This is a genomic window from Reichenbachiella faecimaris (genome assembly GCF_900176375.1).
Classification (GTDB): Bacteria; Bacteroidota; Bacteroidia; order Cytophagales; family Cyclobacteriaceae; genus Reichenbachiella; species Reichenbachiella faecimaris.
Window position 1 is genome coordinate 160,161 of record NZ_FWYF01000002.1, and the last position, 20,106, is coordinate 180,266.

General features: G+C 41.4%; 18 protein-coding genes. 14 read left to right on the forward strand and 4 right to left on the reverse strand.

Annotated features, from left to right (window positions below; translation table 11 throughout):
• The 8 genes from B9A58_RS20710 to B9A58_RS08515 form a co-directional block, all read left to right on the forward strand.
• On the forward strand, positions 1-587 hold a 587-nt coding region (locus tag B9A58_RS20710), incomplete at its 5' end, for a collagen-like triple helix repeat-containing protein (RefSeq protein ID WP_176214729.1).
• Positions 588-704: 117 nt separating this feature from the next.
• Complete coding sequence (locus B9A58_RS08485) at positions 705-1,340, forward strand: response regulator transcription factor (RefSeq protein WP_139793808.1); 636 nt, start codon at positions 705-707, stop codon at positions 1,338-1,340.
• A gap of 158 nt (positions 1,341-1,498) precedes the next feature.
• The gene (locus B9A58_RS08490; RefSeq protein WP_084372301.1) at positions 1,499-3,763 is read left to right on the forward strand and encodes a TonB-dependent receptor plug domain-containing protein; all 2,265 of its coding nucleotides are present in this window, start codon (positions 1,499-1,501) and stop codon (positions 3,761-3,763) included.
• A gap of 7 nt (positions 3,764-3,770) precedes the next feature.
• A complete protein-coding gene (locus B9A58_RS08495; RefSeq protein WP_084372303.1) occupies positions 3,771-5,147 on the forward strand; it encodes an HmuY family protein in 1,377 nt (458 codons plus the stop codon).
• Positions 5,144-5,566: a DoxX family membrane protein gene (locus B9A58_RS08500; protein ID WP_084372305.1), complete on the forward strand. Its 423-nt coding sequence runs from the start codon at positions 5,144-5,146 to the stop codon at positions 5,564-5,566. Before B9A58_RS08495 ends, B9A58_RS08500 begins: the two co-directional genes overlap by 4 nt.
• Before the next feature lie 12 nt (positions 5,567-5,578).
• Positions 5,579-6,517, forward strand: a complete 939-nt coding sequence (locus tag B9A58_RS08505) for a DUF6607 family protein (RefSeq protein WP_084372307.1) — start codon at positions 5,579-5,581, stop codon at positions 6,515-6,517.
• Between the two features lie 97 nt (positions 6,518-6,614).
• Complete coding sequence (locus tag B9A58_RS08510; protein ID WP_139793809.1) at positions 6,615-6,941, forward strand: DUF6686 family protein; 327 nt, start codon at positions 6,615-6,617, stop codon at positions 6,939-6,941.
• A gap of 86 nt (positions 6,942-7,027) precedes the next feature.
• Positions 7,028-7,339 carry a Yae1 family protein gene (locus B9A58_RS08515; protein ID WP_084372311.1) on the forward strand — a complete coding sequence of 104 codons (312 nt, stop codon included), beginning with the start codon at positions 7,028-7,030 and terminating at the stop codon, positions 7,337-7,339.
• A 4-nt stretch (positions 7,340-7,343) separates the two neighbouring features.
• Here B9A58_RS08515 and B9A58_RS08520 read toward each other — a convergent pair whose 3' ends face one another.
• From B9A58_RS08520 to nadA, 3 genes are read right to left on the reverse strand one after another with little or no spacing between them, the layout of a single operon-like run.
• The gene (locus tag B9A58_RS08520; protein WP_084372313.1) at positions 7,344-8,894 is read right to left on the reverse strand and encodes a M61 family metallopeptidase; all 1,551 of its coding nucleotides are present in this window, start codon (positions 8,892-8,894) and stop codon (positions 7,344-7,346) included.
• Positions 8,895-8,953: 59 nt separating this feature from the next.
• The gene (gene nadB, locus B9A58_RS08525; protein ID WP_084372315.1) at positions 8,954-10,507 is read right to left on the reverse strand and encodes an L-aspartate oxidase; all 1,554 of its coding nucleotides are present in this window, start codon (positions 10,505-10,507) and stop codon (positions 8,954-8,956) included.
• A 3-nt stretch (positions 10,508-10,510) separates the two neighbouring features.
• Positions 10,511-11,470 carry a quinolinate synthase NadA gene (gene nadA / locus B9A58_RS08530; RefSeq protein ID WP_084372317.1) on the reverse strand — a complete coding sequence of 320 codons (960 nt, stop codon included), beginning with the start codon at positions 11,468-11,470 and terminating at the stop codon, positions 10,511-10,513.
• Between the two features lie 222 nt (positions 11,471-11,692).
• Here nadA and B9A58_RS08535 point away from each other — a divergent pair, with 222 nt between their 5' ends.
• The 3 genes from B9A58_RS08535 (at position 11,693) to B9A58_RS08545 (ending at position 16,565) form a co-directional block, all read left to right on the forward strand.
• Complete coding sequence (locus B9A58_RS08535) at positions 11,693-12,796, forward strand: AI-2E family transporter (protein WP_084372319.1); 1,104 nt, start codon at positions 11,693-11,695, stop codon at positions 12,794-12,796.
• 75 nt (positions 12,797-12,871) lie between these two features.
• A complete protein-coding gene (locus tag B9A58_RS08540) occupies positions 12,872-13,846 on the forward strand; it encodes a hypothetical protein (RefSeq protein ID WP_084372321.1) in 975 nt (324 codons plus the stop codon).
• Positions 13,847-13,850: 4 nt separating this feature from the next.
• Complete coding sequence (locus B9A58_RS08545) at positions 13,851-16,565, forward strand: CHAT domain-containing protein (RefSeq protein ID WP_176214730.1); 2,715 nt, start codon at positions 13,851-13,853, stop codon at positions 16,563-16,565.
• A 48-nt stretch (positions 16,566-16,613) separates the two neighbouring features.
• Here B9A58_RS08545 and glpX read toward each other — a convergent pair whose 3' ends face one another.
• Complete coding sequence (gene glpX, locus B9A58_RS08550) at positions 16,614-17,555, reverse strand: class II fructose-bisphosphatase (protein WP_084372325.1); 942 nt, start codon at positions 17,553-17,555, stop codon at positions 16,614-16,616.
• Positions 17,556-17,630: 75 nt separating this feature from the next.
• On the opposite strand from glpX, the gene B9A58_RS08555 reads away from it, so the two are divergent.
• The 3 genes from B9A58_RS08555 to B9A58_RS08565 all read left to right on the forward strand — a co-directional run bounded on the left by B9A58_RS08555 (position 17,631) and on the right by B9A58_RS08565 (position 20,090).
• Positions 17,631-18,407, forward strand: a complete 777-nt coding sequence (locus tag B9A58_RS08555) for a crotonase/enoyl-CoA hydratase family protein (protein WP_084372327.1) — start codon at positions 17,631-17,633, stop codon at positions 18,405-18,407.
• A 101-nt stretch (positions 18,408-18,508) separates the two neighbouring features.
• Complete coding sequence (gene corA, locus B9A58_RS08560) at positions 18,509-19,633, forward strand: magnesium/cobalt transporter CorA (protein ID WP_084372329.1); 1,125 nt, start codon at positions 18,509-18,511, stop codon at positions 19,631-19,633.
• Positions 19,634-19,643: 10 nt separating this feature from the next.
• The gene (locus tag B9A58_RS08565; protein ID WP_176214731.1) at positions 19,644-20,090 is read left to right on the forward strand and encodes a DUF2062 domain-containing protein; all 447 of its coding nucleotides are present in this window, start codon (positions 19,644-19,646) and stop codon (positions 20,088-20,090) included.
• Positions 20,091-20,106 lie beyond the last annotated feature (16 nt).

Here is a 20,106-nt window from a genome sequence, read left to right on the forward strand (position 1 = left end):
CTGCAGGACCCACGGGACCTCAGGGGCCAGCAGGAAACGATGGGGCTGACGGAGCACCAGGTGCAAAAGGAGATAAGGGAGATACAGGTGCTACAGGCCCACAAGGGCCACAGGGACCAGTTGGCAATGCTGGTACGCAGTATTTTTATGTTTTCGCACAAGATTTTCAAGTATATGATGATTCAAAAGACTACAATTTTAATGTTGGATACGACAACGAAGGAGGGCCAGAAAATGGCAGAGCTTTTATCATATCTGCTGAAACAAATACACCTGGCAAACTAGCCGCACTAATAAACCTTCCCAATGGAGTTGTAATTGAAAAAGTAGATGTGGTAGTAGATGACACAAATTTCATTGGTGTTAAGGTAAGCCTTTGGGAAATTCCTTTTGGTAATAACCCACCTTCTGAGCTAAATGCTGGCACCTCCAAAAGCTCTGGACAAAAGCAAACATTCTCGTTTGATATTTCTAGGGAGGTAGATACCAGTGCTTCCATGTTTATGCTCATTTTTGAAGGTCAGTCTCAAGTTCGTACTTCGATCAGCAACAGCATCTATAGGGCTCGAATAGTTTATAAAAACTAGCGTTGTCTTTATATAACCAAGCAAACTTTCAAGCTTTTATTTAGAATGATTCCAAACAATTTGCAAATGACCTCATTCGCATCTAGTTTTGTTTAGAATTATTCTAAATAGAAAACATTGCCAGCTACTCGCACTTATCTTGTCAATCCAAATTACATCTCTTTGATGGGCTGGAAGCAGATAATAGGAGACTCTCCATATTATAAGCTTGTGGGTTCAGCTTACGACATGGAGGAGCTCGTCTCAGTGGATACTACTGTTAATAGTTTGGTTCTGGCAGACCTTTCCAAGGCTGGAGATCGCTATTTGAACCAGATATCAGATTATATGAGCAAGCCCAATGTAGATATATTGCTTGTCGTAGACATGGCTAATCATAGTCTGATCCAAAAACTTAAAGAAATAGATGTTCGAGGTATTTTAACCACTCACTGTGACGCGCAAGAGATTAAAAGTGCTCTGGAAAGTATTCGTCTTGGGAAAAGGTTCTATTGTGGAGATATCTTGGAAATAATGATGCATCCACCTGTGGAAGAGAAGCTAACCAGCCAGGACGAAGTCCTTTCCATTCGCGAAATCGAAGTACTGGAATGGGTTGTAAAAGGTCTGACAACTCATCAAATAGCAGATCAGCTAAATGTAAGTACACATACGATCAATTCCCACAGAAAAAACATGCTCAAAAAACTCGGACTAACCTCACCAGTGGAGCTTATAGTCTATGCCGTTAAAACAGGTCTTGTGAACCTGTAATCACCTCAAGCTCACCAATATCTCACTAGCTCTAGCTAGTAAACTTACATCTACCTACTACATATAGCGACTCGAATTTCCTTATCTCTAGCGATTGTAGATCAGGCATAACTTCTCAAATTTTGCATTGTTTAGAATGATTCTAAATAATAAGCGAAATGATCAAATCAGCACTTACAGGGATATTAACTTTCCTAATAATAGGGAAAAGCAGTGGACAACAAATTCAGCTACTGAATCAAAATGATCCTATTGCTCATGCGGCTATACGGGTAAATACCCTCTCAAATATCTCTGATACCTACATCACTGATGCTACTGGGCTGGCTCATATCAATCTCGATCCTCCCTACATAGCCACTACCAGCCACATCAATTATGAAACTCGAGTGGATACCATATTTAAACACGGTGAGCTCCAATGGCAAATGACACCAAAAGAAAATCTGCTAGGTGAAGTGGTGGTGACAGGCCAATTTCAACCTCAGTCAGTTAAGCAATCGGTTTACAATGTTCGTGTTTTAAATAAAAATCGATTAGAAGCACAGGCTGCTCAATCACTTCCAGAAGTATTAGCCACGGAACTCAATTTTAGATTTAGAAGAGACAATGCCGTAGGCAGCTCCACTGCCAGTTTACAAGGCTTATCCGGACAGAATATTAAAGTGCTGATAGACGGCGTTCCATTGGTAGGTCGCAGCGGCGTGAGTAATGAAATTGATCTCAGTCAAATCAATATTAATTCAATAGAACAGGTGGAAATTGTAGAGGGTCCCATGGCAGTCAACTACGGCGCTGATGCTTTGGCAGGTGTAATCAACTTGATAACCAAACAACCTGACGCCAACAAATGGTCCATAAACCTCGCTATTCAAGAAGAAACCGCAGGCAAAGAATATCAACTTTTTGACGAAGGTATTCACAACCTCTCACTGCTTGCTTCATACGCACTCAACGCTTCTTGGTCTGTTCAATCTGAAATCAGACATCAAAAATTTGGTGGCTGGGGAGGTACTGGCAGAGACAAACTCTGGTATCCTAAGTCTCAGTTTTTTCAGTCGGCACTATTACGATACAGCAAAAACAATCTGAGCATTCACTACAGATTAGACTACCTCAACGAAACTATTGAGAACCAAGGACAACCCGAACCTGTCACCAATCAGGACGATCCATACGCTTTTGATAAAAACTACCTTACTTCTCGATGGATGCATCAACTGCAGGCCGATTATATGCTGGAGAAGGGGGCCATTCATACGGTAGCTTCCTATTCTGACTATGATAGAATGACACACAGATTCAAATCCTACCTGATACCAGGCGTAGCAGACGTCACTACTTCAGACGGTCAAGACGCTATCACCTTCAACACCTTTTTCTTTAGAACTACCCTTGACGATGCGATCCAATGGTCATTAGGGCAAACTGAGTGGCATACTCAGATAGGAATCGATGGTACGTTTGAATCTGCCCATGGTACAACACTCAATGACGGAGATAAGCACATGAACGACCTAGGGTTCTTTGCTTCAACTGAAATTGCGCTAGGGTCAAGTTTTAAAGTAAGGCCTGGTATAAGATTGACCCACAACTCCACATTTAGTACTAATCCTTCTGCTTCTATCAATCTAAAGTATGACCTCACGGCTCAATCCCAGATAAGACTGAGCTACGGTCGAGGATTCAGAGCTCCATCACTTCGGGAATTATACCATGAATTTGTGGACAACAATCATAATATTCTCGGCAATTCTGAGCTAAAACCTGAATATTCCAACAATCTCAATGGTGATTTCAGTCACCAATTTAAGAACACAAAATGGAGCTTTTCAGTCAAAGGATTCTACAACGACATCAACAATCGCATCACCTACTTCACTCCAGAAGGAGCCAATCAAGCGACTACCTACACCAACCTCCTGCGCTACAAAACACTGGGAAGTTCTGGCTTTCTCAACTATAAAAAAAATTCACTACTTGCCAAAATTGGCTTTTCCTATATTGGTAGATACCATAGTTTCAGCAGTGACGCCAGCAGCTTTAGTATTCCACAATTCCTATATTCTCCAGAGTTCATTGCCAACATGCAATACCAGTTATTCAAAACAGGAATCAAACTGGCCAGCTTCTACAAATTCACGGGTGCATCTAAGCAGTACCAATCTGTGACACAGACTGACGGGTCATCAGCACCAGAATTGCGACAACTCGACGGTTTTCATTTTTGGGATGTGACTATATCCAAAGACTTTTTCAAAACCCTGTCTATTAGCCTAGGAGCAAAAAATTTGATGGACGTGACGTCCGTCAATAATACTAGCAATACCAGTAGCGCTCATGCTGGCAATGGAGATGGACAGTCTTCCATTGCTTATGGACGCTCCTATTTTTTAAAACTGAATTACAATTTTTCTAAATAATTATACAATGAATCATATTAAAATAACCACGCTTCTACTCTCAGCGCTTGTTCTATTCGGAACTACTGCTTGTGAGGAAGATGAAGCATCACCAGTAAAAGTCAACTTCACCAATACGGAAGCAGGCATTTCAAAAACCAGTCCATCTGTTGATTTGGAAATCTCGTTTTCCAGACCTGCAGAAGCGGACGGATCACTTACCATAAGCATTACCAGCGAAACCCTCAGCTATGGGGAGACAGCAGACTTTTATACCTCGCCCCTGGCTACAGAAAATGTAATTGCATTGCCCTATGTAGTTGGAGACGAATCTGTCACAGTTACTGTGATGTCTGGTAGTGCGCTCAACATTGAGCAAGACGAATCTATCACGCTCACCGTTTCTGACGAAGCTCAAGTACTTGACTTAGGCGATCAGACGGTATTGACAGTAGTGTTTTCTGAGAACTTTGTAGCACCATCTGGTACGGCAATACTTGATGCAGGAGGAGCAGAGTTTACACATCAGGCTTATTTCGATTTGAGCAAAATTTCGCAAACCAAAATTGACAAATACACTTGGGACTTAGGTTTTTCCTCTGGAGAAGATTTTCGAGTGATTATCAACAATGGAGCTAAAATGATGGCACAGGAGATCGATGCCACTGATTTGACTATAGTGACGGCAGCAGACACCATTGGATTTGCAGCCACACAAAGTTTTGCCGCCTACAATGGTGACGCTACAGACTGGGTGGACAGCCCTGATGGCAATTTAGATTCTTTAGCACTCAACAAAGTAGCAACTACTGATGGAGACAACAAGGTTTATATTGTAAGCCGAGAAGGAGAAAACCGTAACTGGAAAAAAATCCGAGTGCTTCAGAATGGCAGTGGATACACCTTGCAATATGCAGACATTGATGCCGACACTTTCACTTCAGTAGATATCGCAAAAGACGAGGCCTACAACTTTTCTTTCTTTGATTTAGACAATGGATTGGCAGATGCAGAACCAACCAAGGACAGTTGGGACATCATGTACGGCGCTTACACCAACGTCATCAACTTTGGTTATTTCCTGCCCTATTCATACAATGACTTTGTCATAATTAACCGACATGAAACCCAAGTGTCTGAAGTACTAATAAGTAGTACACTCACTTATGACTCTTTCAATCTGGCAGATGCAGCTTCGCTTACTTTTTCTTCCGATCAAAGCGCCATAGGATCAAACTGGCGAAATGGAGGTGGGCCTACCTCAGAACCATCATTGAAGGAAGACAGGTTCTACGTCATTCAGGATTCGGAAGATAACTACTACAAGCTAAAATTCACCAGCATGTACAGTGCAGATAACGGAGAACGCGGATTCGCAGGAATAGCATACGAACTACTACAATGAACAAACTAAAGATTCTGATTTTAGTAACACGGATAGCCCTTGGTGGGCTATTCGTTTACGCTGGGGCACAAAAATTTATTCCCAAACCTCCTCGACCTGCAGCTGAGCAAGGGGTAGAATTGCCTGACCATGTGGTGAAAATAAAATCCATGATTGGCGGCCTGAAAGGGACTGGCTACTTCTGGCCACAGCTTGGTGTCGCAGAAATTGTATGCGGACTGCTGCTGATCAGTCAGCTCTATGCACTTCTAGGTGCTGTCATGCTTGTTCCGCTTTCGCTAAATATATTCCTGTTTCATCTGTATTTAGAGCCTCATGAAGTTGGCGAACTCATTCAAACTGGATTTTATCTATTGATCAATATGGCCCTGCTCGCCTATGATTACCCAAAATTGAAAATTGCATTTTTAACCAAGTAAGCACTTATAACAATGAAAAAAATAATAATCGCAATCTTGCTCATTTCCACGACAGTGGCCTATGGACAAAAACAAAAAAAAGAAGATATCGCAGCTATCAAAGCCATGTGCGGATGCTATGATATCCGTTTCAACTTTGCTGAAACTTTCGCTCCAGACAAGGACTATGAGTTTCACGAAAACTACACTTCTGGCGCATTGGAATATGTTTTTCCTATTTCAGAAGACAAGGACAAAATTGTATTACAGCACTTGTTGGTAATTGGCGACACCATGATTATCAAACATTGGAGACAAGATTGGCTATATGAAAATACTGATTTTTACTCCTTCGACAAGGAAAATACATGGGAGTACAAATCTAAAAATCCAGCGCAAGTAAAGGGGCAATGGACTCAAAAAGTCTATCAAGTAGATGATAGCCCGCGCTATGAAGGCTCCGCCACATGGGTACATGTAGATGGCAAACACTACTGGGAAAGTGAAGCTGATGCGCCCCTACCACGAAGAGAATTCAGTAAGCGAAAAGACTATAACGTGATGAAGAGAATCAACCGTCAGGAGATCACAGACTATGGCTGGGTGCATGAGCAGGACAACGACAAAATCATCCGTACTGAAGATGAAGATGTGCTACTTGCCCAGGAAAAAGGTTGGAATACCTACACCAAGACAGATGATTCCAAATGTGAGGTAGCCAAAAAATGGTGGGCAAAAAATCAGGCGTACTGGGCAGATGTTCGTCTGGTTTGGGATGAGCTGTTTGCACAAAACAAGACTGTGGCCATCAACATGAAAGTGGACGACAAAATCATGTTTCAAAGACTATTTGCTTTGGAAAAAGAAATGATAGGTGCGCAGCCTTATGACTCAGGAGCTTCTAAAACTAAAATCAAAGCCGTGATTCAAATGCACCTCAAGAGTGATCAAATGCTTACTTCGTTGAAGTAAAAATCCACCTCTAAATTTCTTCTCAAAAGGAGACTTTGACCATCCCTCAAACGGAGGGATGGGAAGGGGTGGCAAATCTTATCAAACCAACAGCAAGATGAAAAACTGTGATCCACATATCCTATCTCAAGGGCCTCACTTTAGCCTCACTCATTGTGACCGCTGCCAGCATATCGGACTCTATTACAAAAATCTTCTGATTGGATATTCGCGCAAGCATTTTGCAAGGTTCGTGGAGAACTACTCCAAAATTAATTTTAACCATCATGCGGTGTACTTCCCGGATGAGTCGGCCAGAATCATCATCAAAACTCCACACAAAGACATTCAAATCAATCTTGATTTTCAGGAATTTACTGAACTCAAAAACCTTCTTCAAGAAAGCGCCCTATTACTCAAGGCCTACGAATTGATCAAGGCTTAAAATCTATAAATAGAAAGGTATTTTTATTTCTTAGTATAATTACATGCAATTCATGCTAAATTTATATTTTGTTCGTCAAGCTAGCTATGAAAACGCAAATCCTATATTTCCTTACTTTACTTTTACTAAGTTCTTGTGGCTCATACGAACAGGGATTAAAAGAAGGCATAGCGCAAGGAAAAACTGAGGGTCTAATTCTGGGAAGAGAAGAAGGTTTCGAAAGTGGGTTTGACGCTGGGCAACTACAAGGTGCTGAAGAGGGCCACGAGGCAGGTCATGCCAAAGGACACGAAAAAGGATATGAGGCTGGTTTTACGCAGGGCAAAAAAATCGGCTATCAAGCTGGATATGAAGCCGGTAAAAAACGAGGTTACGAAGAGTGCAGAATGGGCTGGTAGCCTTCTACAAATTCTTTGACCAAACCTTAAATAGTGCAGCCTGATTGGCCGTAGGATCAATTATTTGAGCAAAACTAAAATTCGTGGGATTGTAGTCAATTCCTATTTTTTCATAATAAGAAGCAATGGGCAAGGCCTCGGTTCCTTTGATATAATCATTGATAAAGGTTTCTATTTCCGGGTAGGTCATATCTACTATAGTCTCAAAAAAATCAGCCTCAGAAAACGCTTGGTCAGGCCCAAAAGTATCAATCAATTCTAGTACCACTTCTCGCATACCTTTGGTTCCATTGGATAGTTCTAGCAGCCGAATGTCCAACAAGCTAATTACGAATGCTCCTCGGTTATAGATGTTGCCAAACTCGCCTCCTCCTTTGCTAGTGTAGGCCTCAGAACCAATTTGCTGCAAACTAAAACTTGGATCAAATTGACTATCTATGGATACTTTCGTGCTGATCTCTGACAATAAAGTGGGCAAATCCATAGACCCATTTCTATACTGCATAAAATCAGACGCCCATTCTGTTACACCCTCATATAGCCAAAGGTGCTGTGAGGGTGTAGGAACTGCAAAATTGAAATCAGCTATAATCTCGCTATGAATATTCAAAGGAGTGACCACATGAAAAAACTCATGAGCAGAAATACTTTTTATTGCCCTTCCAAAATTTACGGTGTAATCACGATCGCGAAGGACATAAACAGAGCTTTTAGAATGCTCCAATGCCCCTGCATTCCGATCTCCAAAATGGTATAAGAAGTCATATTGATCCGTGGGTAAAACTTCGAGAAATGCTTCTGCATCCAGCAAAATTTGATTGACATCTGCCAATACGTTCGCAGCCGTAATCGCTCCACTCGCGGAATAGACATGGATGTTGATATCTGCCCCTCCTACTTCAGTAGATGTGCTGGACAAATTCCCAAGTAAGATTGGAGAATCAGCTAGATGGTCGAAATCTGTAGCTCTAAATACACCTTCTTCATACACTGGCAAAGCAGTCCCCAAAGACCAGCTTTTGGGGTAACCAAGAGATACAAAATAATCTCGCTCTTTGAGCCCTTCCGGGTATCCTATGACCATTGGCGTATTCAATAACACGTGGTCATTTTCAATAGATGTCCCTGCCATAGCATAAATAGGATATTCCAAAACTTGCGTATCAAAAGTCTCGCTCACTTCATATATGATTTTAAAGGCAGAGGTGGGATCTGCTATTTTCCATTGATTGGTGGAAATAGCTGTAGCGGTTATTTTATTGCCTTCTTCATCAAATACCCTTAAGTTCTGAACAAATCTGCCAGCATTAGAAATATCATACGTGCCTGGCACCGTAGCCGCAAATTGCAAGATATCATTGTCTTGAGACAATCCATCCACATACATTTCTACCTTAAAAGTATCATCCGATCGATCATTCAAATTGATATGCACATAAAAGGCATCTGATAAATCCGCATCTGTAGGGAGTACAAATCTGGGGTCAACATCGTCATCACAAGCAGTGAACAACCAGATGGCCAGCAGTGAGAGGTATTTAAACTTTGTAATCATATCAATGAAGGTTAACGGTAACAAATAAACTTCATTGTGCCCAAATACCCTTATCCGTTTCAGGCTTCCTTATAGAACCCTCCTCTATTTTCAGTTCGAGCTTGTGATTGTTTTACTATCAGGTAGGCAATAGTGATCAAGTTTCGTAGTTCAGAAAGTTGCGGAGAGATTTTTGTTTTTTTGTATAAATCCTCAGTTTCTTCATAGAGGACTTTCAATCGATTTGAAGCGCGATTGAGCCGCTCGTCTGATCGTACAATCCCCACATAGTTGCTCATGATGGCTTGCACTTCCTTTTTGTTGTGTGTGATCAGGATGAGCTCTTTTGGATTGGTGGTGCCTTCTTCACTCCAGTCAGGTACTTTAGCGTTTTCTTCCACACTTTCTACTTCTTCACATGATTTTTCATAGCAATGATGAGCAAAAATCAACGCTTCGAGCAATGAATTAGAGGCCAGTCTATTGGCGCCATGCAAACCTGTACAAGCACATTCGCCACAAGCATATAGGTTGGCTATTTGTGTCTGACCAAAGGCATTGGTAACCACCCCTCCACACAGATAATGAGCAGCAGGAACCACAGGGATCATGTCCTTTTTCCAATCTATCCCCAGTTCCTTACATTTTTGCAGAATATTAGGAAAGTGATTTTCAAATCCTATGGGATCCAAATGACGACAGTCTAGGTATACGTAGTCATCACCACTTTTCTTCAATTCACTATCAATCGCGCGCGAGACAATATCACGAGAAGCCAATTCCTTTCTCTCGTCGTACTGCCCCATGAAAAGTTCACCCTTTCGATTACGCAAGAGTGCCCCAAAACCTCGTACAGCTTCAGAAATCAAAAAGGTTTGACCTGGTCTGGTATCATAGAGTGCTGTTGGATGAAACTGCACAAATTCCATGTTTTGAATTTGCGCCTTGGCGCGATAAGCCATGGCCACACCGTCCCCAGTGGCTACTTTTGGATTGGTGGTATTTTGATAAACTTGGCCTATACCACCACTGGCTAGTAGCACTATCTTAGAGAGGTAAGTTTCAATTTTTCCTGTTTTCTCATCCAGTACATAAGCCCCATAGCACTTATTATCTTCTCTACCCTTCCATTCCTGGATATGGTGATTGGTGATCAAATCCACAGCAAAATGATGACTAAGCAAACTGATATTGTCGCACTGTGCTACTTGATCCAGCAGGGTTTCTTCTAATTCAAACCCAGTAATGTCCTTGTGATGTAAAATTCTATTCTGAGAATGCCCCCCTTCTCTGCCTAAGTCAAAATCACCTAGGTTGTTCTTGTCAAATTCAGCTCCCCAGCTGAGTAACTCTTTCAATCTGTCGGGCGCTTCCCTAACCACCATTTCTACAATCTCCCGATCACAAAGGCCGTCCCCTGCCATGAGCGTGTCTTCGATGTGCTGCTCATAAGAATCCGTGACTGTATCAATAACCACGGCCATTCCACCTTGAGCGTATTTAGTATTTGATTCGTTGGCAGCAGCCTTAGTCACAATAGCCACTTTCTTTTCTGGAAATCTCTTAGCTACCTTGAGCGCATAGGTCAGTCCTGCCAGGCCAGAGCCAATAATAAGAAAATCGTGTTTGATCATTAATTATTTAGATAGTTCAAACATACGCTCTAAAGGGATGAGCGCTTTTTTCCTTATATCTTCGGGAACGTCTATTTCTGGGGTTTCATTTTTAAGACAGAGATATAATTTCTCTAGGGTGTTCATTTTCATGAAATGGCATTCGCTACAAGCGCAAGTGTTGTCTTCTTTGGCGGGAGCAGGAATCAATCGCTTATTGGGTACTCTCTTTTGCATTTCATGCAAAATACCTGCTTCTGTAGCCACAATAAACTCTTCTGATTTGTCCTCCTGAACAAAATTTAGCAGCTTTTCAGTAGAACCCACAAAAGAGGCCACTCTCAATACTTGCTGCTGAGACTCGGGGTGTGCAATGAATTTGGCCTGTGGGTTTGCTTTGTGCAGATCCAAAATCTTGTCCATGGCAAATGCCTCATGCACCATACAGGCTCCATCCCACAGCAACATGTCTCTGCCCGTTTGATGAATCAAGTATTCACCCAAGTTTCGATCTGGCGCGCAAATGATCTTTTGATCTTTTGGAATGGAATTGATGATATCCACTGCATTAGATGACGTACAAATGATGTCGCTCATCGCCTTGATCTCAGCCGTACAGTTGATATAAGTCACCACGATGTGGTCTGGATGAGCCTCTACAAATGCTTTGAAGGGTCCAACAGGTGCTGATTCGGCTAAGGAGCATCCTGCATTGACATCAGGAAGAATCACTTTTTTAGTTGGGTTGATGATTTTGGCTGTCTCGGCCATGAAATGTACACCTGCGAAAACTATAATGTCAGCATCTGTTTCGGCTGCTTTTCTAGATAATCCCAAACTATCCCCTACAAAATCGGCTATGTCTTGAATGTCAGCCTCCTGATAATAATGCGCCAGCAAAACGGCATTTTTTTCTTTCTTCAGTCTGACAATTTCTTCCAGATATTCTGATCTGGTCTTCGGTACTACTTCCAATTGCTCCATGGCTCCAGTGGCTTTCCTTTATCATTCAAAATGACCTGAAAGCTCGTTAATTACTTAAGAATACAAATTTAATGTAAATCATGGGGTTCAGCGAAAACCACCCTAAAATAAACTTTCATGAGACAACGATTTTTTACTATGGCAGGATCATAATTTTACAATATCTTTAGATGTTAAATTTTCAACCCAGCGGCTCAACTATAGTAAACTAAAACGTAAACCATGTCTGTGCTTAACTCTGCCAAAACACCCGACCTAGCCAAAATCACATACCTTTTAATCAGTACTGTAGCTGTAGTGATGGTACTATACTATTCGGAAGAATATGTCATTCCATTTATAGTCGCTATGCTCGTTTGGTTCATCATCCATGAAGCCAGAGAGTATTTGGTGAGGATCCCTATAGTTCGGGATAAGGTTCCTGTCTGGGCACAGAGCACCTTTTCTTTCCTCTTTATGAATGTAATACTCTTCATAGTTGGAAAACTACTTTATGCCAGCATGTCTCATCTTTCTGAAAACCTTGAAGAATACCAATCAAACCTGCTTTTGGCTTTGACTGAATTAGATGGACTTGCAGGGATCAATGTATCTTCTCAACTCATAGAATATGTGCAAAATGTCGACTTCACCAAGTATATCAGTATGATGATCGATACAGCGACTACCTTGCTTGGAGATGCCTTTTTAATTCTAATCTATATCATTTTTCTACTCATTGAAGAAACTGTATTTGACAAAAAAATGGAGTCCTTCTATCCCAATGAAGATGTTCGCAAAAAGAAATTTGGCCTCCTAAACAAAATGGACAGGAACATTGGGCGATATCTGTTGCTCAAAACTTTTGTAAGCTTCATCACTGGCCTACTCAGCTATATTATTTTATTTTTATTTGACATTGACTCTCCATTTTTTTGGGCAATGCTTATTTTTGTCCTCAACTACATCCCTACGGTAGGTTCTTTGATTGCTACATTGTTTCCAGCCTTTTTTGCCATTCTGCAATTCGGCGAATTAGCACCATTTGTTTACATTTTGGTATCTGTTGGAGTCATACAAGTTATTGTCGGCAATATTATCGAACCTAAGATGATGGGGAATTCGTTGAACATGAGTTCTCTGGTGGTGGTTCTATCTTTGACGATATGGGGCGCTATTTGGGGAATAATGGGTATGATTTTAAGTGTACCCATTACCGTTATGATGATTATTGTTTGTGAAGAAATTCCGAGTTTGAGGTTTGTGGCCATTGCACTTTCCGAAAACGGGGAATTAAGTAATGATTCAGTGGTGAATACATTGGCTGAAGATTCTACCGAAGATTAATTTGGTTTAATCGAAAGATAGCCCGTATTGACCTAAGAAATTTTAGCAATACTAGACAATAATTAATTTCGAGCTATGGAAAGAAAATTTTTAAGATGGTCATTGATACTCTCAGCGATCATGGTGCTTACCTATCAGCAGGTAAATGCACAAGGGTGCAGTGATGCAGGGTTCTGCACAATGGGCGCAATGAAGCCCGACCAGTCCTTCAACAAGAAAGTTAAATTAAAGCTAAGAACTATTGAGGTTAGCTATTATCATGGAGCATCTACACTGTCTCCATTGATCAATGTGGTTAACCTTGATGCCTCTTTTTCTATTACCAACAATTTAGGCTTTCAAATCAAACTGCCTTATCAGTGGGTGAATGGAAATTTTGACAATACTTCAGGGATGGGGGACATTTCCTTGAGTGCGACGCAGCGAATCTCAGGAAATGAAAATTATGACATAAGTGCCACACTGGGAATGAAAATTCCAAGCAATGATGGTGACCTCAAAGACAGTGGTTCCAAATTTCCAGAGGCCAAAGGATTGTCGCTTCCTATGTATTATCAAACCAGTTTGGGTAGCTATGATGTGGTAGCGGGAGCTTCTTATATCAGTTCTAAATGGCTTTTTGCTACAGGTATCCAGGCGGCGCTGACTACCAATAGCAATAACTTTTGGCCTGGAGAATGGGTAGGTATTTATCCAGACGAATCCTATGTGAGAGATTACGATGTAGCTACTAATCTCAAAAGAGGAACAGACGTGATGATTCGTGTAGAACGCAACTTCAGGTTCTCCAACTATAGCTTTAACATCGGGCTTCTACCAATTTATAGAATCACCAAAGATCAAATTGAAGATCGCGACACGGGAGAGTACATGAAATTGGATGATACCACTGGTCTTGCACTTACTTTGCTTAGTAGCTTTTCATATCATTTTGATGTGACCAATAGCATCAAGGTCTCTTTCGGAAAAAAATTCATGGATCGTAAAGTAAATCCTGATGGACTTACTAGACAACATGTAATCATTGTAGCGTATGGATTTAGATTTTAGAAACATGAGAAATAAAGTAATCACCCTATTTGCTCTTTGTTGTCTTTCTTTTTCCATTTCGTTTGGGCAGCATTCCATAGACAATCCAGACTACTTGGCAGGAGAAAAACATTTTGAGGCTGGTGAATTTGCTGCAGCCCTGGCTAAATATGAATCTGCCGTGCAAAAGCTAGATGTCAGACAAGCTGGCCAGTGCCAGCTTAGAATAGCAGAGGTAAACACCCGAATGGGAAATGCCCAAGTTGGATTGGACATGTGCCATGCATTAGAAAACAGCCTGCAAGATGACCCCTTTCTATTGGCTGAAAATTACAGTGTGAAAGGTGATGCGTATTTGCATCTGGGAAGAAATGGAGAGGCTATTAAGGATTTGCTTAAAGCACAAAACCTCTTTCAAAATGCCGGAGTCAGCTCTTCCAAAGAAATGGCCAATTGCTACAATGATTTAGGGATTGCTTATTGGAACAATGGCAATACAGACTTGTCCTTGCAGTATTTGCAAAATGCACTGAATATCAGAGAAGAACTTTATGGAGAGCATCATCCAGAAGTAGCAGATTCTTACAATAACATTGGTTTGGTCAATGCTGACATCAATACTTTTGCGGCCGTTATCTATTTCAACAATGCCCTGAAAGTGTATCGTTCTATCTATGACGAAAATCATCCTAAGATCGCTCTGGTACTCAATAATCTGGCACTGCAGTATGATGTGCAAGAAAATTATGAGCAGGCGCTAGAGGACTTGCAACAGGTCTCGGCCATTTACAACCATTTGCATGAGGGTGATCATCCAAGTAAAGCCTTTGTAGCTTTTAGTATTGGCAATGTGTACTACCATCAGCAATCATACGATCAGGCACTCAGCTATCAGAATGAGGCATTAGAAATGTACACTCGACTCTACGGACCCAAGCACCCTGAGATTGCGAACATTTACAATCTCAAGGGAGATATCTATTTGAAAAAAGGTGAATACAGAATGGCACTGGAGACTATACAAAAAGCCATTTATGCTAATTTATCAGATCAGGAATTGACTGACATTTATCAAAATCCAAAATTGGAAAGTTATTACAATGCTGACATCCTGCTGAGCTCCCTCCAACAAAAGTCAGACGCTTTTGAAACTTATCATTATAGTAAGACACTAAAATTTAGAGACCTTGGGGCTGCACTCAATACACTAGAAAAAGCAGATGAGCTGGTAAGTCATATCAGGCAAATTCGGCTAAGTGAGAAGGATAAAATTTCGCTAAGTGCCAAGGCCTCTGAAATCTATGAAGCTGGAGTATCCCTGTCCTATCAAATGAGTCAGGTGGTATTTAAACCCAAAGACTACCTTGAGAAAGCATTTTATTTTGCTGAAAAAAGTAAATCGGCAGTCTTGCTTTCTGCAATTCAAGACACCAATGCCAAAGAATTCTCTGGCATCCCAGCAGAGTTGATCACAGAGGAAAGTGAACTAAAAGCCAGCATTGTACTACAGGAACAGCTTTTAGCAACTAATCAGGAGCCAGAAAAAGAAGCCAATTTAAAGCAAGAATTGCTTACGCTAAACAATAGGTACAACGAGTTTGTGAGACAACTTGAAGCCGATTATCCAAATTATTACAACTTGAAGTTTAACGTGAAGCATGTTGGTTTATCAGAACTTCAAACCGCACTTGGAGCAAACACAGCACTGGTGACACATTTTATTACCGAAAATAGGATTTATACTTTCTATGTCACTATGGACAACTTTCAGGTATTTCGTGAATCAAAAGCAGATGATTTTGACAAACAAATTTTCGGGCTCAGAAACGCGATGAAATATGATATGAAAAATGCATTTGTCAGAACGGGTCAGCGACTATATGACGAGCTTTTTCCTATGAAAATCAAAAGCCACATCAATCAGCTCTTGATTATTCCAGAGGGTGGCTTATCAACTATCCCATTTGAGGCCCTGATCACAGAGCAGAAATTGGAAGACGAATTGAGCTATTCGCAAATGCCTTTTTTGATTAAAAAATATAATGTCAGCTATGACAACTCAGCTACGCTTTTCGTGCAACGTAAGAAAGAGATTGACAATTATGAGGGAGCCACAGAGGATATTTTGCTGGTAGCTCCAATCAACTTTGACAAGTACCAATACCAAGGGCTTACAGGCAGGCTAAATGATTTACCAGGTTCTAAAGCAGAAATTGATGAAATAAAACTCTTGTTTAAAGCGAATGCTAGGGGAGCCACCCTACTCACAGAATCAGAAGCCACTAAAGCGAATCTTACAAATGAAAACATCAAACCATATAAGTATATTCACTTTGCTACGCATGGCATGGTGAACGAATCTGAGCCAAGCCTTTCGAGAATTTTTTTGCGGGATGGTAGTTTGTATTCGGGAGATATTTACAACATTGATATCAATGCCGATTTGGTCTGTTTGAGTGCGTGTGAAACTGGTTTGGGGAAGATTTCAAAAGGAGAAGGTATCATTGGGCTATCAAGAGCCTTGCTTTATGCAGGAGCAAAGAACCTGATCGTGTCACTTTGGACGGTAGCAGATGCCTCTACTTCACAATTGATGATAGACTTTTACAACAATCACTTGTACTCCACCACGCACAACACATTTAGTGGAGCATTGAGAAAAGCCAAACTATCATTGATCAATGACGAAAAGTACAACAAACCCTATTATTGGGCACCTTTTGTACTGATTGGGGAGTAGTAAACCACCTCTTGATCTCCAGGAGATCAAGAGGTGAGTAATTGCAAATCAGAGTTCGAACAAGTCATTTTCAACCTGACCAGCCTCAGGGCCAATCATCAAATAATCTACGAGTACTTCATTATTAGTGCTCTCTTTTGGTTCGTCCAACAACACACCAGCCGTGACTCCAGCTGCCACAAATACTGCCCAGTCTGATTGGACCAGATCGCTGAGCAACAATACTTTATCAATATCAGTACCCTCAGCTAGTAGAGCACTTCGTTCGTCTTCTTGCTGAGGGGCTAACTGACCCTGCATATCTCCTCCTAAAGCCAAAACAGCTGCTGCTGTGATGACCGCTTCTGGCGCGCCGCCTATTCCCATCAAGGCATCTACCTCACTAGCTTCCATCAGTGCCAAAACAGAACCAATCACATCTCCTTCAGCGTGTAAGTCTACTCGCGCACCACAGGCTTCTATTTCTTTTCTAAGTTCAATATGTCGTGGCTTATCCAGTACATATACGACCAGGTCTTCTATTTTTTTTTCACTGGCTTGTGCAATTGATTTCAAATTATCAGCCGTTGACTTTGTAATGTCAATGGCACCTCTTGCTGCCGCTCCAACCACAATTTTCTTCATGTAATAAGCACTCCCTGCATCCCAGAACTTGCCCTGGTCAGTAGCTGCTACAACCGCTATGGCATTTGGTTTGCCCGCAGCCATGAGTGAAGTGCCTTCTACTGGATCCACAGCAATATCCAATTTTAGACCTACTCCATTCCCTAATTTTTCACCCATATAGAGCATGGGTGCCTCATCTTTCTCTCCTTCCCCCACTCGAACTACTGCATCCATCTGTGCCTCCTCAAACGACTTGCGCATGGCATCTACTGCAGCTTGGTCGCCTGCCTCTTTCTCACCCGTCCCTACAAATTTCTTAGCGGCTGCGGCTGCGCTACAGACTACTTGTTTTAAATCTTCAACCAGTTGCTCGTGTTCTGTCATCTGGCAAAACTATATCTCAGAAACGATTCAAAGTAAGATTCAACCATTTTATCTATAATTCAACTAATTTAGAATATGAGCCATTCCCTAGTTACCTCCAAAATCAAAAATCACGTCTTGCACATCGTCCTCAACAGGGCCAACAAGATGAATGCATTTACCTATGCCATGCTGCAAGAACTGTCCGAAGCCTATACCCAATTGGAAGCTGACCCCAGTCTACGATGTGGCTTAGTCTATGCAAATGGCGATCACTTTACTGCTGGACTAGATTTAGCTGATGTTTCAAAAAACATTCAAAAGGGAGCAAACCTTTTCGAGGAAGGCAACATTGATCCACTTCAAATATTTGACAAGAAAAGAACCAAGCCAGTAGTCATTGCCGTGCAAGGCACTTGCTTAACCATTGGTATTGAAATGATTTTGGCCAATGACATTTGTATAGCTGGTGAAAATTCCAAATTTGGACAGATAGAAGTAAAGCGCGGCATACTCGCATTTGGCGGAGCCACCATCCGATTTCAACAAAGATGTGGCTGGGGAAATGCCATGAAATACTTGTTGACCGGAGACACGTTTGATGCGCAGGAAGCCCTTAGGATCGGACTTGTGCAGGAATTGAGTGCGGATCCAGTAGGCGAAGCCATTCAGCTGGCCGAGCGGATGGCCCAGCAGGCACCCTTGGCCGTGCAAGCCACTTTAGCCAGTGCCAAAACAGCCCTTTTAGATGGACAGGATCAGGCAGAAAAAGACTTGATGCCCATGCTTCATCAACTCATGCAAACTACAGATGCTAAGGAAGGGCTCATGTCATTTCTGGAAAGAAGAGAGGCTAAATTCAAGGGAGAGTAGCCTGTTTACAAGCGATTATAAGGAATCATTTATTTACATTTAATGTATGGACGATTTCACTGTGGTTCGTCTCATTTGGACATCAGATTGAAGCAATAAAAATGAAAGGCATAGATATCACCAGACCAGACAAACTGTTATTGAAAGGCATCAAGACCTTGGGTGCCTTAGGACAAAACCTGTATTCAGACAAAAAATCTGAAGCCAAAGCAAAGGCAGAACTGACCTTCATTGGCAAAAAGAAAATGGAATCTGTCCAAAGTCAGCTTTATCAATTTGACGCCAAAGCCTATACAGTGGAAAATGACTTGGACGATTTTTCCTTCCTAAAAGAGGCGCAAGGCAGCAATATATCCTGGCTGAATTTTCATGGTGTACATGACGTAGAACTCTTGAAAAAAGTAGGCAAAGCCATACATCTTGATAGGCTCACCATCAGGCAAATTCTTGATACTACGCAACGTCCAAAAGTAGATGAGTATGATGATCACCTGTTTTTCAGTGTGAAATCAATTGCAAAAAATAAAGAAGAAATTGATGTGGAGCAATTGTCTTTTGTACTAGGGTCTCATTATGCTGTTTCCTTTCAGGAAGAAATTGGAGACCATTTTGATGGCATCAGAAACAAACTAAAAGAAGGACTAGGGTTCGTTCGCAAACGATCTAGCGACTATCTGCTTTCTCAGTTGCTTGATGCCATTTTGGATAATTATTTTGAAACCATTGACCAAACGAATGAGGCCATCTCTCTGATAGAAAAAGTGGTAATTGATGATCCTGATAAATCAACACTTATTGTGCTTGAAAAACATAAACAAAATGCTCAAACCATAAAAAAGGCACTGGGGCCCTTCAAAGAGGCACTCACCAATCTGATGAATGGAGATAGCAAACTAATTCAGCAGACTAACTTGAAGTATTTTCGAGACCTGGGCAACTCTGCCTCTGCCGCCATGGAAGAAATTGAATCTACGTTAAGAACTTTGGAGGGATTGACCAATATTTGTTTCGCCTCTCAAAGTCAGAAAATGAACGAAACCATGAAGGTACTCACCACAGTGGCTACGATTTTCATCCCTCTGACTTTCATAGCAGGTATCTATGGCATGAACTTCGACAACATGCCAGAATTGCATAACCCCAATGGCTATTTCTACACTTGGGGCGTCATGGGAGCAATTTTCATTGCCATGCTGATTTATTTTAAAGTAAAAAAATGGATATGATCCCATTGGAGTGAAAAATTATAAAAACAAATTTGTCTTTAAGCTCAAACGGCACTTCTTAGAAGTGCTACGTACCAAAACCTCTGACCACTCTGTAGCTATGGGGTTTGCGGTAGGAAGTTTTGTCGCCATTTTGCCCACGCCTGGCATTAGTTTTCTTATTGGCATTGGTATTGTCGCCATTTTCAAAACCATCAACAAATACGCCCTCTTTCTGGCCATGGTCGTTTGGAATATCTGGACACTAGCTCCTATCTACTGGGCAAGCTATGAAATAGGAGAAGCCATCTTTGGGGATGTAGAAAAAGTAATATTTGATATCAAAGAATGGGATCAAGTTTTTGACTACAGCCTGCGCTTCTTGATTGGCAATTTATTTTTGTCCACTCCTATTGCTGTGCTGAGTTATTTTTTGGTGAGGGCTGGGGTAAGAAAGTATAAAAGGAGTAGACAATAAGTCTAAACTACCCCCA